Here is a 14,704-nt window from a genome sequence, read left to right as displayed (position 1 = left end):
CGGGGGCACTTTCCCTCTTGTGCGGTTACGATTTGCTTATGCATAACGATCGAGGATAATAAAGACATTGCGTATCAGTGATATGCCCCAATACTGTTGGTATATCCCCAAGAGACTCTGACATAGCCATGCCTGAACACTATCGTTTTTCCTTGCCTGTAAAAGCAGGTGACCAACGCCAGCTGGGCGAACTGACAGGCGCGGCCTGCGCCACGCTGGTGGCGGAAATTGCCGAGCGGCATCCAGGGCCGGTGGTGCTGGTTGCCCCGGACATGCAAAACGCCCTGCGCCTGCACGACGAAATTCGTCAGTTCACCGACAGTCTGGTATTCAGCCTGGCCGACTGGGAAACGCTTCCCTACGACAGTTTCTCTCCGCACCAGGAGATCATCTCCTCGCGCCTGTCGACGCTGTATCAGCTCCCCACCATGCAGCGCGGCGTGCTGATTGTGCCGGTGAATACCCTGATGCAGCGCGTCTGCCCGCACAGCTATTTGCACGGCCATGCGCTGGTGATGAAAAAAGGCCAGCGCCTGTCGCGCGATGCCCTGCGCGTGCAGCTGGATGGAGCCGGCTATCGACATGTCGATCAGGTGATGGAGCACGGCGAATACGCGACGCGCGGTGCGCTGCTTGATCTCTATCCGATGGGCAGCGACCAGCCGTACCGTCTGGATTTCTTCGATGATGAGATCGACAGCCTGCGCGTGTTCGACGCCGACACCCAGCGCACGCTGGAGGAAGTGGACTCTATTAATCTGCTGCCCGCCCATGAGTTCCCGACGGATAAAACCGCCATCGAACTGTTCCGCAGCCAGTGGCGCGACAGGTTCGACGTGAAGCGTGATGCCGAACATATCTACCAGCAGGTCAGCAAAGGCACCCTTCCGGCCGGGATCGAGTACTGGCAGCCCCTGTTCTTTAACGAACCGCTGCCGGCGCTGTTCAGCTACTTCCCGGCAAATACGCTGATTGTTAACACCGGGGATATCGACGCCAGCGCCAGCCGCTTTGAAAGCGAAACGCGCGCCCGCTTTGAAAACCGGGGCGTTGACCCGATGCGTCCGCTGCTGCCGCCGGAAATGCTGTGGCTGCGTACCGACGAGCTCAACGCCGAGCTGAAACGCTGGCCGCGTATGCAGCTCAAAACCGATTCGCTTGCCGATAAGGCCGCCAACACTAACCTCGCCTTCCGGATGCTGCCTGACCTGGCCGTTCAGGCGCAGCAGAAATCCCCGCTCGATAATCTGCGCAAGTTTCTTGAGTCCTTCACCGGGCCGGTGGTCTTCTCCGTTGAAAGTGAAGGTCGCCGTGAAGCGCTGGGCGAACTGCTGGGAAGGATCAAAGTCGCGCCAAAGCGTATTCTTCGCCTGAGCGAAGCGACCGGAAATGGCCGTTACCTGATGATCGGCGCCGCCGAACACGGATTCATTGATACGCTCAATAACCTGGCGTTGATATGTGAAAGCGACCTGCTGGGCGAGCGCGTCGCGCGCCGTCGTCAGGACAGCCGTCGCACCATCAACCCGGACACCCTGATCCGCAACCTGGCCGAACTGCACCCCGGTCAGCCGATTGTTCACCTGGAACACGGTGTGGGTCGCTATCAGGGGATGACCACCCTCGAAGCAGGTGGCATCAAAGGTGAATACCTGATGCTGACCTACGCTAACGACGCCAAGCTGTATGTTCCGGTGTCGTCCCTGCATCTGATCAGCCGCTACGCCGGGGGCGCGGAAGAGAATGCGCCGCTGCACAAGCTGGGCGGCGATGCCTGGGCGCGTGCACGCCAGAAAGCGGCGGAAAAAGTGCGCGACGTGGCCGCCGAGCTGCTGGATATTTACGCTCAGCGTGCGGCCAAAGAGGGCTATGCGTTTAAGCATGATAAAGAGCAGTACCAGCTGTTCTGCGACAGCTTCCCGTTTGAAACTACGCCGGATCAGGCCCAGGCCATCAACGCCGTGCTGAGCGACATGTGCCAGCCGCTGGCGATGGATCGCTTAGTCTGCGGCGACGTGGGCTTCGGTAAAACCGAGGTGGCGATGCGCGCCGCTTTCCTGGCGGTTGAGAACAACAAGCAGGTGGCGGTGCTGGTGCCGACCACCCTTCTTGCCCAGCAGCACTTCGACAACTTCCGCGACCGCTTCGCCAACTGGCCGGTACGTATCGAAATGTTGTCCCGCTTCCGCAGTGCCAAAGAGCAGACGCAGATCCTGGAACAGGCAAGTGAAGGCAAAATTGATATTCTGATCGGCACTCACAAGCTGCTGCAAAGTGACGTGAAGTGGAAAGATCTGGGGTTGCTGATCGTTGACGAAGAGCACCGCTTCGGGGTGCGCCACAAAGAGCGCATCAAAGCGATGCGCGCCAACGTCGACATTCTGACCCTGACCGCAACGCCGATCCCGCGCACCCTGAACATGGCGATGAGCGGCATGCGCGATCTGTCGATAATCGCTACCCCACCGGCGCGCCGTCTGGCGGTGAAAACCTTTGTTCGCGAGTACGACAATCTGGTGGTGCGCGAGGCGATCCTGCGCGAAGTGCTGCGCGGTGGCCAGGTCTATTACCTGTACAACGACGTTGAAAATATTCAGAAAGCCGCCGACAGGCTGGCAGAGCTGGTGCCGGAAGCGCGCATCGCCATTGGTCACGGCCAGATGCGCGAGCGCGAGCTGGAGCGGGTAATGAACGATTTCCACCACCAGCGCTTTAACGTGCTGGTGTGTACCACCATCATTGAGACCGGAATCGACATTCCGACGGCGAACACCATCATCATCGAACGGGCGGATCACTTCGGCCTGGCTCAGCTGCACCAGCTGCGCGGGCGGGTCGGGCGTTCGCACCATCAGGCCTACGCCTGGCTGCTGACGCCGCATCCGAAGGCAATGACCACCGACGCGCAAAAGCGTCTGGAAGCGATCGCCTCGCTGGAAGATCTGGGCGCTGGCTTTGCGCTGGCGACCCACGACCTGGAGATCCGCGGCGCCGGTGAGCTGCTGGGTGAAGACCAGAGCGGCTCCATGGAAACCATCGGTTTCTCGCTGTATATGGAGCTGCTGGAAAATGCCGTCGACGCGCTTAAAGCCGGACGTGAACCGTCTCTGGAAGATCTCACCAGCCAGCAGACCGAAGTGGAACTGCGCATGCCTTCCCTGCTGCCGGATGATTTTATTCCTGACGTGAATACCCGTCTGTCGTTCTACAAACGCATTGCCAGCGCGAAAAGCGAAGGCGAGCTGGAAGAGATCAAAGTCGAACTGATTGACCGTTTTGGGATATTGCCCGATGCGGCGCGCAACCTGCTGGATATTGCCCGCCTGCGTCAGCAGGCGCAGAAGCTGGGCATTCGCAAACTTGAAGGCAATGAGAAAGGCGGCGTAATTGAGTTTGCCGAAAAGAACCACGTCGATCCGATGTGGCTGATTGGCCTCCTGCAAAAACAGCCGCAGCATTTCCGTCTTGATGGCCCTACGCGTCTGAAATTTACTCAGGATCTGACGGAACGTAAAACCCGCATGGACTGGGTGCGTAACTTTATGCGTCAGTTGGAAGAGAACGCCATCGCATAACGGTTTCCCCCGCCAGCGCCCGGCTGGTGGGGGACAATTTACAAACTCTTTGCACTTCGCCCGATCTTCCCGACTATACATTCGCCATAATTATCATTAACGCCTTATAAAACAATAACCTTATCATTTGTATGGATTATCATAATGATGATTTCTTCGCGTTTTACCCGCTGGTTAACTCTGGTTGCGCTGGCCGCGACGGTTGCCGTCGCGCTCCCTGCTCGCGCCAATACCTGGCCTCTTCCGCCCGCCGGCAGCAACGTCGTAGGTGAAAACCGCTTTCACGTGGTTGAAAACGATGGCGGCTCGCTGGAAGCGATTGCCAAAAAATATAACGTCGGGTTCCTGGCGCTGTTGCAGGCCAACCCGGGGGTAGATCCGTACGTGCCCCGGGCGGGCAGCGTACTGACGATTCCGCTGCAAACCATCCTGCCGGACGCGCCGCGTCAGGGCATTGTGATTAACCTCGCCGAGCTACGTCTGTATTACTACCCGCCGGGCAAGAACGAAGTGACCGTCTACCCTATCGGTATTGGTCAACTGGGGGGCGATACGCTCACACCTACCATGGTCACCACCGTCTCTGATAAGCGCGCTAATCCTACCTGGACCCCGACGGCAAACATTCGCGCCCGTTATAAAGCTCAAGGTATCGACCTGCCCGCCGTGGTACCTGCTGGCCCGGATAATCCGATGGGGCATCATGCAATTCGCCTGGCGGCATATGGTGGGGTTTATCTTCTGCACGGAACGAATGCGGATTTCGGGATCGGGATGCGCGTCAGCTCCGGCTGCATTCGCCTGCGCGATGACGATATCAAAACGCTCTACCGCGTGATCGCCCCTGGCACGAAAGTGAATATCATTAATACGCCGATTAAAGTATCTGAAGAGCCAGGTGGCGTCCGTCTGGTTGAGATCCACCAGCCGCTATCGAAAAACATCAATGACGATCCGCAGACGTTGCCGATTAATCTGAATGCCTCCATGGTGAGCTTTAAAACGAATGCCAACACCGATGGCGCAGTGATGGAGCGGGCGATGGAAGCACGTTCGGGGATGCCAACCGATGTTACGCGGCATCATGAGGTTGCTCAGCAGTCAATGTAAAGCAGCAATAACGACAAACGCCCTGCATCAGCAGGGCGTTTTTTATTGCAGTGGCATAACGGAGGGTTGCGTTACGCTTATTTGTAGATAATTGCGGTACCGTGCAGGGTGTTAGGACCGGTCACAGAGGTGATGCGGAATGATTTCGCACCCATTTCGTCAGCTTTTTGCGCCAGCTGATCTTCCAGAGAGCCCAGGTTAGTCCCGGCAGTGGCAGAGATGGTACCGACTTTCTGCTGGTCTGCTGGAGTGGATTGCACTTCAACAGCAGCGAAGCTTGCGAAAGAGAGTGAACTCAGAACGGCGGCAGCGATGAGGGTTTTAACGTTTTTCATGATTTTATACCTTTAGGCAGATGATGTAGTGGTCGTTAGTTATTTAGTTAACGATCGATAGGTAAATGATAGATGTGATCCAGGTCACACGTCAACTCATTTTTATAATGGTCGTTAAATTAATTTCATTTGCCTTATATTTCAAAAAGATAAAATTAAATTATTTTTCAGAAATCACCGCTGGTCGTTGCAGACGTTTATTTTTATAATGACTATTCAACAAAACAACAGAGGACCAACGGCACATGACAACCGATGTCACGCGTTGCGCAAAGAAAAGCCGTGGCCGACCAAAAGTGTTCGACAGGGATGCGGCGCTCGATAAGGCCATGACGCTCTTCTGGCAGCATGGGTATGAAGCCACGTCGCTTTCCGATCTCGTGGAAGCTACGGGTGCTAAAGCCCCTACCCTGTACGCAGAGTTCACCAACAAAGAAGGCTTATTCCGGGCCGTTCTGGACAGATACATCTCGCGCTTCGCGGCAAAACATGAAGCCCAGCTATTCTGTGAAGAAAAAACGGTTGAGCAGGCATTACAGGATTATTTCACGGCAATCGCGACCTGCTATACCAGCAAGGACACGCCTGCGGGGTGTTTTATGATCAACACCTCCGCGACCCTCGCGGCATCGTCTAAAGAGATTGCCAACACGGTCAAATCGCGACATGCGATGCAGGAGGAGACGCTCAGCACGTTTCTGGCTCAGCGTCAGCTGCGCGGCGAAATCCCGGCGCATTGCCGTCCGCAGGAGCTGGCCCAGTATCTGAGCTGTATTTTACAGGGGATGTCCATCAGCGCCCGTGAAGGCGCGACGCTGGAAAAATTGCAGGGGATTACGCACACAACGCTGCGCCTGTGGCCTGAACTTCTTAAACTCTGACGCAAAAAAAGCTCCTCAGCCTGAGCGCATGAGGAGCTAAGTTCAGAGAACATCTTTTTTACACTTTGTTATTCAGTATCAGCTGACCATTGCTGTCGAGAGGGATCTGCGTACCAGGATCTTTATCCATGCGGATTTTGCCCTGCTGATCGCCAATTTTGTAGGTTACGTCGTAGCCCAACATTTTTTCAGACTTGTCATACACGGTTTTACAGCGCTGCTGCGTTGTGGTGTAGGTATCATTTTCCTGCATCGCGCCCTGCACCTGGTTACCGGCATAACCGCCACCCAACGCACCAACCACCGTCGCGACATCCTTACCACGGCCGCCACCAAACTGATGACCAATCACCCCACCAGCAACCGCGCCCAGCACGGAGCCAGCGATACGGTTTTCATCCTGAACCGGACGACGATGGGTGACAGAAACATTACGGCACTCCTGACGAGGCGTCTTGACCGTCTCTTTGATCGGTGTAGCGGAAACCACCTGCGCATACTGCGGGCCACGATCAAGTACGTTCAGACTGGCAACGGCAGCCACACCTAACGCAGCTGCGACGCCAATCCCTATACCCGCCAACATTGATTTATTCACGGGACTTCCTCCTTTGTTGCAATTGGTAGCAATTTTGCAGCGCAATAAACGCTTCGCCAATAAGATAAAGGATCAAAATCAGGGTTGTTGGCCGGGACAACGTGGGTTTAAGAGAACTCTTAAGCGTCAGGAGGGAAATGCACAGCATGATGTGCTAAGAATTCCCTCCGGAGGGTCCGGAGGGAGAGAGAAATTAGTGCAGCTTCAGGCGTGGACGGATCACGCGGTTGATGCGGCCAACCAGCATCATCAGGCCGGTTTTGAAGTAGCCGTGCAGCGCAATCTGGTGCATACGGTACAGAGAAATGTACACGAAGCGGGCGATGCGCCCTTCCACCATCATGGAGCCGCGCATCAGGTTACCCATCAGGCTGCCCACGGTGGAGAAGTTTGAGAGCGACACCAGAGAGCCGTGGTCTTTGTAGACATAGGCTTTCATCGGTTTGCCTTTTATCTGCGCCAGGATGTTATGCAGCACGAGGCTTGCCATCTGGTGCGCAGCCTGAGCGCGAGGCGGTACAAATCCGCCTTCCGGACGTGCGCAGGAGGCACAGTCGCCGATGGCGAAGATGTCCGGATCGCGCGTGGTTTGCAGCGTCGGCTCTGTCACCAGCTGGTTAATGCGGTTTGTCTCCAGCCCACCGATATCTTTCATGAAATCAGGCGCTTTGATCCCCGCAGCCCAGACCATCAGGTCGGCCTGGATGTACTCGCCGTCTTTGGTATGCAGGCCGCCCTCATCCGCGCTGGTCACCATGGTCTGGGTCAGCACGCGCACGCCCAGTTTAGTCAGCTCGTTGTGCGCCGCGCCGGAAATACGCGGCGGAAGCGCAGGCAGAATGCGTTCACCTGCTTCCACCAGCGTCACATTCAGCGCTTCGTTAGTCAGCCCTTTGTAGCCGTAGCTGTGCAGCTGTTTGACCGCATTGTGCAACTCCGCCGATAATTCAACGCCCGTTGCGCCGCCGCCCACGATAGCAATGTTGACCTTGCCGTTAGCACCCATGTTGTTGGTGTACTTCAGGAACAGGTTAAGCATCTCCTGATGGAAACGACGCGCCTGATGCGGGTTATCCAGGAAGATGCAGTGCTCTTTTACGCCTGGGGTGTTGAAATCATTGGAGGTACTGCCCAGGGCCATCACCAGCGTGTCATAGGCCAGCTTGCGCTCAGGAACCAGCAACTCGCCTTTATCATCACGCAGCTCAGCCAGCGTGATGGTTTTGTTTTCACGATTGATATCCACCACCGAACCCAGCTGGAACTGGAAGTGGTGGTTACGCGCATGCGCCAGATAGCTGAGCGCATCCACGCCCTCATCCAGCGACCCGGTCGCCACTTCGTGCAGTAACGGCTTCCACAGATGGCTGTGGTTACGATCCACCAGCGTGATTTTGGCTTTCTTACCGCGACCCAGTTTCTTACCCAGCTGCGTCGCCAGCTCCAGTCCGCCAGCACCACCGCCGACAATCACTATCTTTTTCAATGGCGTAGTCAACGTGACCCCCTCAAATTATTAACCAATTGTTAATTAAAAGTTATATAAATAACCCTTAATTAACAACAGGTTACTGCGCTGAAACCGTTCAGATTCATTGAGAATAGCACGTCAGGCGCATTGGTCATACCAAAATTGATATGTATCAAGTTTTGATGGTTTAAAAGTAGACAACTCTGACAAAAAAGAGGCCCGGTACGCTTTCACGTACCGAGCCTTTATCAGGTTCAGGGAGATCAGCCCAGCGTTTTAAAGGCTTTAATACGCTGCAAGTGCGGGGAAATGTTTTTGAACTTGTGGGTCTGCTCTTCGTCCCAGACAATTTCGTAGTAATGGTGCAGAAGCTCGGCGGCGCGGGAGCTGTTCAGCGCTTCATCGTTGCGGGAGAGGATCACCAGACACCGATCGCGGTTCTTTTCACGGAAATTGCTCACGCATTTGGTTGCGATGTCGGCGTACTCCTCCGGGCGATCGATTTTGCCTTCCATGTTTTCGTTCGGAAACAGGTTAGGATTAAAAATGACCTGACGGATATCGCACAAAAAACCGATGCGCTCTGCCCAGTATCCTCCTAACCCCACGCCGCAGATCAGCGGGCGATCGTCGATATTGAGCTGCAACATTTTATCCACTTCTTTAAGCAGATGCTGCATGTCATGCTTCGGATGACGTGTGCTGTAACTGATCAGCCGGACATCCGGATCGATAAACTGCAATTGCAGCACTTTCTCATGATTACCAGGACTGTTTGAGTCAAAACCGTGTAAATAGATGATCATCGTCTCACCACGCTACGCCTTCCGGGATGAATTAAAGGGCTGCTTTATGTGCCTGCCAGCGCTCGTTCAGGGCTTCAAGCCGGGCGTTTACCGTTTTCCAGCGCGCCGAGTCCATCAGCTCCTGACGACTAAATGAACCTTTATGATACAATTGTGTAACACGTTCAGCATTGATCGGCGACAGGTTATCCAGCACGCTCACCGCCCCTTTACGATTATTGCAGACGAGGATCATATCGCAACCCGCATCCAGCGAAGCCTGCCCACGTTCGGCATAGCTACCCATAATCGCCGCCCCTTCCATGGATAAATCGTCAGAGAAAATTACGCCATTGAAGCCTAACTCCTGACGCAGCACGGTTTTCAGCCAGTGTGGAGAGCCGCTGGCCGGACGCGGATCGACCTCACTGTAGATGACGTGTGCAGGCATGATGGCATCCAGCTTGTTATCAGCGATCAACGAGCGGAAAACCGACATATCTTTAGCGCGAATGTCTGCTTCCGGGCGCGGATCGCGCGGGGTTTCTTTATGGGAATCCGCCGTCACCGCCCCGTGGCCCGGGAAATGTTTGCCGGTGGTTTTCATGCCCGCAGCATGCATACCGTCAATAAAGCGCGTCGCCATTGCCAGCGCAATACGCGGATCGTCATGATACGAACGCTCACCAATTGCCGCGCTAATGTGTCCTACGTCCAGCACCGGGGCGAAGCTGATGTCGATATCCATGGCGATCATCTCGCTGGCCATCAGCCAGCCGGCATCCTGCGCCAGTTGACCGCCCTCTTCGATCCCCAGCAGCGCAGCAAAAGATTGCGCGGCGGGTAAACGGGTAAACCCTTCGCGGAAACGCTGCACACGCCCACCTTCCTGGTCTACGGCCACCACCAGGTGATTGCGCGACGCCGCACGGATCTGGCGAACCAGCTCACGCAACTGCTCCGGATCATGATAATTGCGGGTGAAAAGAATCAGCCCCCCTACCAGCGGATGCGCCAGAATTTCGCGCTCTTCCGCATCCAGCTCAAATCCTTCGACATCCAACATTACTGGACCCACACCAACCTCTCTTATCCTTTCGTTTGTAACTGACGCCAGGCATCATTTGCCAGCGCAATAAATTGTTTGTCACCTGTCTGCTGAAGGCGCATTTCAAACCATCCCGCCATCAGCATCAACACCCACGGACGCCAGCGCGCGACCTGCCGCGCAAGGGTGAGCGCATTGATGTTGGCGTTTCGGGCATAGGCGGTTATCAGCTGCTCGCGCGACGCCTCATCAGGCATCCAGACCGCAGCAAGTTCGAGCGCCACGTCACCGTCTCCGGCATATTCCCAGTCGATAAGTTTCTCGCCTGCCGTGGTATGAACGATATTCCCCGCGTGGACATCCATATGCAGCGGCGCCAGACGTAACGCCTGCGGCTCTCCCGCTTTACGCAACCGCTTAAGCTGCGCCAGCCAGTAGGGCGTGCGTCGTCCAGGCGCAGCCTGCTGCCAGTAGTGATCCAGCAAAGGAAGTAACGTTACCCGCCAGCCCAGACGCGGCTGGCGATGCAGATGATACAGCATGGCTGTCAGCGCAGGCGTATCGGGAAGCTCGCTTTTGATCTCACCCGCAATAAACGCCACCGCCATCCAGTCTCTGATAAAGAGATGAGGTTGTGGCGCAAGGTCGGCGGGCAGGCGCTTCAGGGCGCGGAACTGGCGACGAAAATGGGAGGCAGGCGCGGCGGCATCGTGATGCTGACGTAAAACCAGCCGATGGTCGCCATGCTCAATAATGCAACTCGCGCCGCCAAGCCCGGCGGGGGCTTGCGGCGCGATAACATGGTATTGAGGGAAATAACGCGTCAGGACATCATGCCGCGTGCGCTTATTGTTGCGTAACGGCACCTTTACCTGACCAGATAATTTCGCCGGTCTGAACCAGCATTAACTGCATCTGCAACGACGGCGTGTTCACGTTGCCTGTCGCGTTAGAATAAAGGACATACTGCGCGCCAACGTTGCGGGCAATACCAATCGCTTTACTGCGCGAACCCAGGCTGTCCTGAGGCGACAGACCAAGCTGCTGCTTTGCGACCGCGAGCTGCTGAGCAGAGACCAGCGTAAATTTACCGTTGTTTGCCAGCGCGTTGCGCAGGGTTTCCGTCGCTTCTCCCGCATTCAGGGAACCGTTTGTACGGTTGTTCACGCTGTCCACCAGCAGCACGCTGCCGGGCGTAACACCCTGTGCCTGCAACATTTTGCCCACCATCGGCTGCATTGCGCCATTCCAGTCATAGTGGCGTACTCGCGGCGCAGGCTGTGCGGTGTCGTCCGGATGTTCGATCGGGCCAGGCTGCGCCGGAATGGTCGGTACAGACGGCACGGTTGGAACAGGCTGCGCTGGCGTTGTTGGCTGTTCCGTTCCCGGCTTCGCCTGATCCACCGGTGCAGGTTCTTCCGTTCGCGTCACACAACCCGCCAGAAAGAGTGCAAAGGCACTCAGGAGCGCATAACGGCTCATTGTTTTAATCAAGGTTCACTCCTTACAAATAAAGATAAAGTCTCACCTTATGTGCACCCAGATAGCTGGCGCTGCCGTAGAGCGTGACCGACGATCTTGCCGGGATGGTCACGCTGCGCGGCGCCTCAAGCGGGTGCATCTCAAGACCTCTCACGTCATACCAGTAGAAGCGATAATGCACCGTCACTGGCTCTTGCCTTTCGTTATAGAGCGTAGAAGAGGCTGAAGACTGGATTTCGCTTATGGTCAGCGAAGGCTTCTCCGCCGTGATGCCCGCAGCAAGCACTGAGGACTCCATCACCAGCGTCTGTTCTTCACTGACCGGGATGGCTGGACGCGCGCTGCACCCAACCATTACCAGCGTCACGATCAGCGCTGCAATACGCCCAGTTAACATATTAAAGACCTTTATGTGCCAGCATCGGTCCCAGTGGACGTCCACCCAGCAGATGCATATGAATATGATAGACTTCCTGGCCGCCATGGCGATTACAGTTCATGATCAAACGGTATCCGTCTTCAGCAATCCCTTCCTGCTCAGCGATTTTCGCGGCCACCGTCAGCATACGGCCCAGCGCCACTTCATGCTCGGTTTTAACGTCATTAACGGTCGGGATCAGAATATTGGGAATAATAAGGATGTGCGTCGGCGCCTGGGGAGAAATGTCGCGGAAAGCCGTGACCAGTTCATCCTGATAGACAATATCCGACGGAATTTCGCGGCGGATAATTTTACTGAAAATCGTTTCTTCAGCCATGACCTTTTCCTTTTAAGTTTAATCTGGCGTCGTGCGTCCGTTGTTAACACACATTGTCTGATTTACTGCGTGACACAAGACAAGAGTATGAGCGAGTTTCTCCTGTCCTTTCAACCTTCTCCCGTGATTTCTTTCCTGATTGTCCCCCATCTGGCTGAAGAGGCATCGCTTTAGGACATTTCTTTTCTGAAACCTTATTTCAGTTCATCCCGAAACATCTGTTTACAGCGTTAATCACAATGCGTATATTTCGCATTTGCATTTTCATGCGCATTTTTAACATAGAAAACGACGTCAGCCTGTGCTAGTGGGACTGTCGCGAAATACCTTCACCATTCACTAAGGGTTTGATGATGTCTTTCATTAATCACACCAGGGATGGGCAACGTCAGCCTGCCGCAACACCTTCGTTGCTGGCCGCCTGCATTGCTATGGCATTGACGCCAACCGCCGCTTTCGCTGCTTCAACCACCGAAGATACCGTTGTCGTTGACGGGGGTTTTGACAACACACAGGATCTTTCTGCCAGCCAGGATCAGGATTACAGCGTAAAAACCACCACCACCGGCACCAAACTGTTGTTGGTTCCCCGCGACATCCCACAGTCCGTCAGCGTTATCAGCCAGCAACGTATGGCTGACCAGAATCTGCAATCCATCGGACAGGTGCTGACGAACACCACGGGCATTACGGCCCAGGTGCAGGACAGCGACCGTACCGTGTTTTACTCACGCGGCTTTTTCGTCAGCAACTACGCCTATGACGACCTGCCAACCTCCATCAGTGAAGTGTGGAACTTTGGTGATACCGCCGCCGATACCGCGATTTATGACCGCATTGAAGTGGTTCGCGGCGCCACCGGCCTGATGTCCGGCACGGGGAACCCGGCGGCGTACGTTAATATGGTGCGTAAGCACGCGGACAGCCCGGAATTTAAAGGTAACGTCTCCGCCAGCTACGGCAGCTGGGACAAGCAGCGCTACGTGCTGGATCTCCAGGCGCCGCTGGTAGAGTCAGGTAAGGTACGGGGTCGTCTGATCACCGGTTATCAGGACAACGACAGCTTCGTGGATAACTACCACTACCGGAAGAAATTCCTCTACGGCGTGATGGACGCGGATGTCACCGACAGCACGACTCTCTCGGTAGGGTATGAGTATCAGGAAAGCCATACCGCCGACCCAACCTGGGGCGGACTGCCGACCTGGTACAGCGACGGAAGTAAGACTAACTACAATCGCAGCCAGACCGTCGCGCCTGACTGGGCCTATTCGGATAAAGACAGCACCCGCATCTTCGCTAACCTGACCCAGCGTTTCGATAATGGCTGGGAAGCGCACATCAACGGCATGCATGCTGAAACCAACTTTGACTCTAAGCTGATGTATATGTCCGGCTATCCGGATAAAGAGACCGGCGCGGGCCTGGTGGGTTACGGCGGCTGGAACCGCGGGGAACGTAAACAGGATGCGGTCGACGCCTTCCTGCGCGGCGGCTTCGATCTCTTTGGTCGTCAACATGAAATGATGTTCGGCGGCAGCTTCAGCCGTCAACGTAACCATTACGACAACTCCATGCCGGATGCGGTATACGGCATGGTGGATGTCGGCAACTTTAAGAACTGGAACGGGAACATCGCCGATCCGCAGTGGACGCCGTGGAAACTCTACAGCAAGGATGATATTCGCCAGTCTTCAGCCTATTCTTCGGCTCGTTTCTCGCTGGCCGATCCGCTGCACCTGATCCTGGGCGCGCGCTACACCCAATACAATATTCGTTATAACCCGGCAGGATCGCCGAATACCCGTCTGGAAAGCACCAAAGATGATGTCACGCCGTACGCTGGCCTGGTGTATGACATCAATGAGGACTGGTCGACCTACGTCAGCTATACCTCTATCTTCCAGCCGCAGGATAAGCGCGATGCCAACGGACGTTATCTCGACCCTACCACGGGCAAAAGCTACGAAGCCGGGGTGAAGGCAGACTGGTTTAATACCCGCCTCACCACCTCACTGGCGATTTTCCGCATTGAGCAGGATAACGTCGCCAGCAATACCTACACCTACATGCCGAGCGGTGAGTCGATCTATGAATCGCTGGACGGGGTGGTCAGCAAAGGGGTCGAGTTCGAGCTTAACGGTGCCCTGACCGATAACTGGCAGCTGACCTTCGGCGCGACGCGTTACATCGCAGAAGATAAGAATGGCAACGCCGTCAGCTCCGATCAGCCGCGCACAACCATGAAGCTCTTCACCCGCTATCAGTTGCCAATGCTGCCGGAACTGACCGTGGGCGGTGGCGTAAACTGGCAGAACAAAGTGTGGACGGACGTGGAAGGCGGCCCGGCAGGACGTTCCCGCGCGGAGCAAGGCAGCTATGGGCTGGTGAACCTGTTCAGCCGTTATCAGGTCACCAAAGATTTTGCGGTACAGGCTAACGTCAACAACCTGTTCGACAAAGAGTATTACGACTACGTCGGATCGTATGCGGTGTATGGCGCGCCGCTGAACGTCTCGGTGAGCGCGAGCTACGATTTCTGAGTGACAGAAGCCCGGTGGCGCTGCGCTTACCGGGCCTACCCATCACGTAGGCCAGTTAAGGCGCAGCCGCCACCCGGCACCACAAGCCGCAATAATAAAAAAGGCAGCCATTCGGCTG

General features: G+C 55.6%; 13 protein-coding genes. 4 read left to right on the top strand and 9 right to left on the bottom strand.

What is annotated here, in order from left to right:
- Positions 1-128: 128 nt before the first annotated feature.
- Positions 129-3,575: a transcription-repair coupling factor gene (gene mfd, locus BFV63_RS08305; RefSeq protein ID WP_023315819.1), complete on the top strand. Its 3,447-nt coding sequence runs from the start codon at positions 129-131 to the stop codon at positions 3,573-3,575.
- A gap of 144 nt (positions 3,576-3,719) precedes the next feature.
- Positions 3,720-4,685 carry a L,D-transpeptidase LdtC gene (ldtC, locus tag BFV63_RS08300; RefSeq protein WP_022650791.1) on the top strand — a complete coding sequence of 322 codons (966 nt, stop codon included), beginning with the start codon at positions 3,720-3,722 and terminating at the stop codon, positions 4,683-4,685.
- Between the two features lie 77 nt (positions 4,686-4,762).
- Here the strand turns inward: ldtC and bhsA are convergent, their stop codons facing one another.
- Entirely contained in the window at positions 4,763-5,020 is a 258-nt protein-coding gene (bhsA, locus tag BFV63_RS08295; protein WP_045345718.1) for a multiple stress resistance protein BhsA, read from the bottom strand.
- A 245-nt stretch (positions 5,021-5,265) separates the two neighbouring features.
- Between bhsA and comR the strand changes: the two genes are divergently transcribed.
- The gene (gene comR, locus BFV63_RS08290) at positions 5,266-5,901 is read left to right on the top strand and encodes a TetR family copper-responsive transcriptional repressor ComR (protein WP_022650790.1); all 636 of its coding nucleotides are present in this window, start codon (positions 5,266-5,268) and stop codon (positions 5,899-5,901) included.
- Between the two features lie 58 nt (positions 5,902-5,959).
- On the opposite strand, the gene BFV63_RS08285 is transcribed toward comR, so the two are convergent.
- The 8 genes from BFV63_RS08285 to hinT all read right to left on the bottom strand — a co-directional run bounded on the left by BFV63_RS08285 (position 5,960) and on the right by hinT (position 12,043).
- The gene (locus BFV63_RS08285; RefSeq protein ID WP_017384715.1) at positions 5,960-6,499 is read right to left on the bottom strand and encodes a glycine zipper 2TM domain-containing protein; all 540 of its coding nucleotides are present in this window, start codon (positions 6,497-6,499) and stop codon (positions 5,960-5,962) included.
- A gap of 193 nt (positions 6,500-6,692) precedes the next feature.
- Positions 6,693-7,997, bottom strand: a complete 1,305-nt coding sequence (locus BFV63_RS08280) for an NAD(P)/FAD-dependent oxidoreductase (protein WP_022650789.1) — start codon at positions 7,995-7,997, stop codon at positions 6,693-6,695.
- 236 nt (positions 7,998-8,233) lie between these two features.
- Positions 8,234-8,776 carry an alpha/beta hydrolase YcfP gene (gene ycfP, locus BFV63_RS08275; protein WP_006809239.1) on the bottom strand — a complete coding sequence of 181 codons (543 nt, stop codon included), beginning with the start codon at positions 8,774-8,776 and terminating at the stop codon, positions 8,234-8,236.
- A 31-nt stretch (positions 8,777-8,807) separates the two neighbouring features.
- On the bottom strand, positions 8,808-9,833 hold the full coding sequence (gene nagZ / locus BFV63_RS08270; protein ID WP_003857934.1) for a beta-N-acetylhexosaminidase: 1,026 nt from the start codon (positions 9,831-9,833) through the stop codon (positions 8,808-8,810).
- A gap of 11 nt (positions 9,834-9,844) precedes the next feature.
- Positions 9,845-10,669, bottom strand: a complete 825-nt coding sequence (thiK, locus tag BFV63_RS08265; RefSeq protein WP_023315817.1) for a thiamine kinase — start codon at positions 10,667-10,669, stop codon at positions 9,845-9,847.
- Positions 10,650-11,294, bottom strand: a complete 645-nt coding sequence (gene lpoB, locus BFV63_RS08260) for a penicillin-binding protein activator LpoB (RefSeq protein ID WP_085929697.1) — start codon at positions 11,292-11,294, stop codon at positions 10,650-10,652. The genes thiK and lpoB overlap by 20 nt, the downstream gene beginning before the upstream one ends.
- Positions 11,295-11,307: 13 nt before the next feature.
- Positions 11,308-11,682: a YcfL family putative periplasmic lipoprotein gene (locus BFV63_RS08255; RefSeq protein ID WP_003857939.1), complete on the bottom strand. Its 375-nt coding sequence runs from the start codon at positions 11,680-11,682 to the stop codon at positions 11,308-11,310.
- 1 nt (position 11,683) lies between these two features.
- A complete protein-coding gene (hinT, locus tag BFV63_RS08250; protein ID WP_006809243.1) occupies positions 11,684-12,043 on the bottom strand; it encodes a purine nucleoside phosphoramidase in 360 nt (119 codons plus the stop codon).
- Between the two features lie 353 nt (positions 12,044-12,396).
- On the opposite strand from hinT, the gene fhuE reads away from it, so the two are divergent.
- Complete coding sequence (gene fhuE, locus BFV63_RS08245) at positions 12,397-14,586, top strand: ferric-rhodotorulic acid/ferric-coprogen receptor FhuE (RefSeq protein WP_032658035.1); 2,190 nt, start codon at positions 12,397-12,399, stop codon at positions 14,584-14,586.
- Positions 14,587-14,704: the final 118 nt, after the last annotated feature.

This window comes from Enterobacter hormaechei subsp. xiangfangensis, assembly GCF_001729785.1.
GTDB lineage: Bacteria > Pseudomonadota > Gammaproteobacteria > Enterobacterales > Enterobacteriaceae > Enterobacter > Enterobacter hormaechei_C.
The sequence above is the reverse complement of the archived record's forward strand: the minus strand, read 5'-3'. Positions and strand labels throughout refer to the sequence as shown.

What these genes read in the sequence shown, in the direction of transcription:
- mfd (WP_023315819.1), top strand. Translation starts at nt 129, where the DNA reads ATGCCTGAACACTATCGTTTTTCCTTGCCTGTAAAAGCAGGTGACCAA.
- ldtC (WP_022650791.1), top strand. Translation starts at nt 3,720, where the DNA reads ATGATGATTTCTTCGCGTTTTACCCGCTGGTTAACTCTGGTTGCGCTG.
- bhsA (WP_045345718.1), bottom strand. Translation starts at nt 5,020, where the DNA reads ATGAAAAACGTTAAAACCCTCATCGCTGCCGCCGTTCTGAGTTCACTC.
- comR (WP_022650790.1), top strand. Translation starts at nt 5,266, where the DNA reads ATGACAACCGATGTCACGCGTTGCGCAAAGAAAAGCCGTGGCCGACCA.
- ycfP (WP_006809239.1), bottom strand. Translation starts at nt 8,776, where the DNA reads ATGATCATCTATTTACACGGTTTTGACTCAAACAGTCCTGGTAATCAT.
- BFV63_RS08255 (WP_003857939.1), bottom strand. Translation starts at nt 11,682, where the DNA reads ATGTTAACTGGGCGTATTGCAGCGCTGATCGTGACGCTGGTAATGGTT.
- hinT (WP_006809243.1), bottom strand. Translation starts at nt 12,043, where the DNA reads ATGGCTGAAGAAACGATTTTCAGTAAAATTATCCGCCGCGAAATTCCG.
- fhuE (WP_032658035.1), top strand. Translation starts at nt 12,397, where the DNA reads ATGTCTTTCATTAATCACACCAGGGATGGGCAACGTCAGCCTGCCGCA.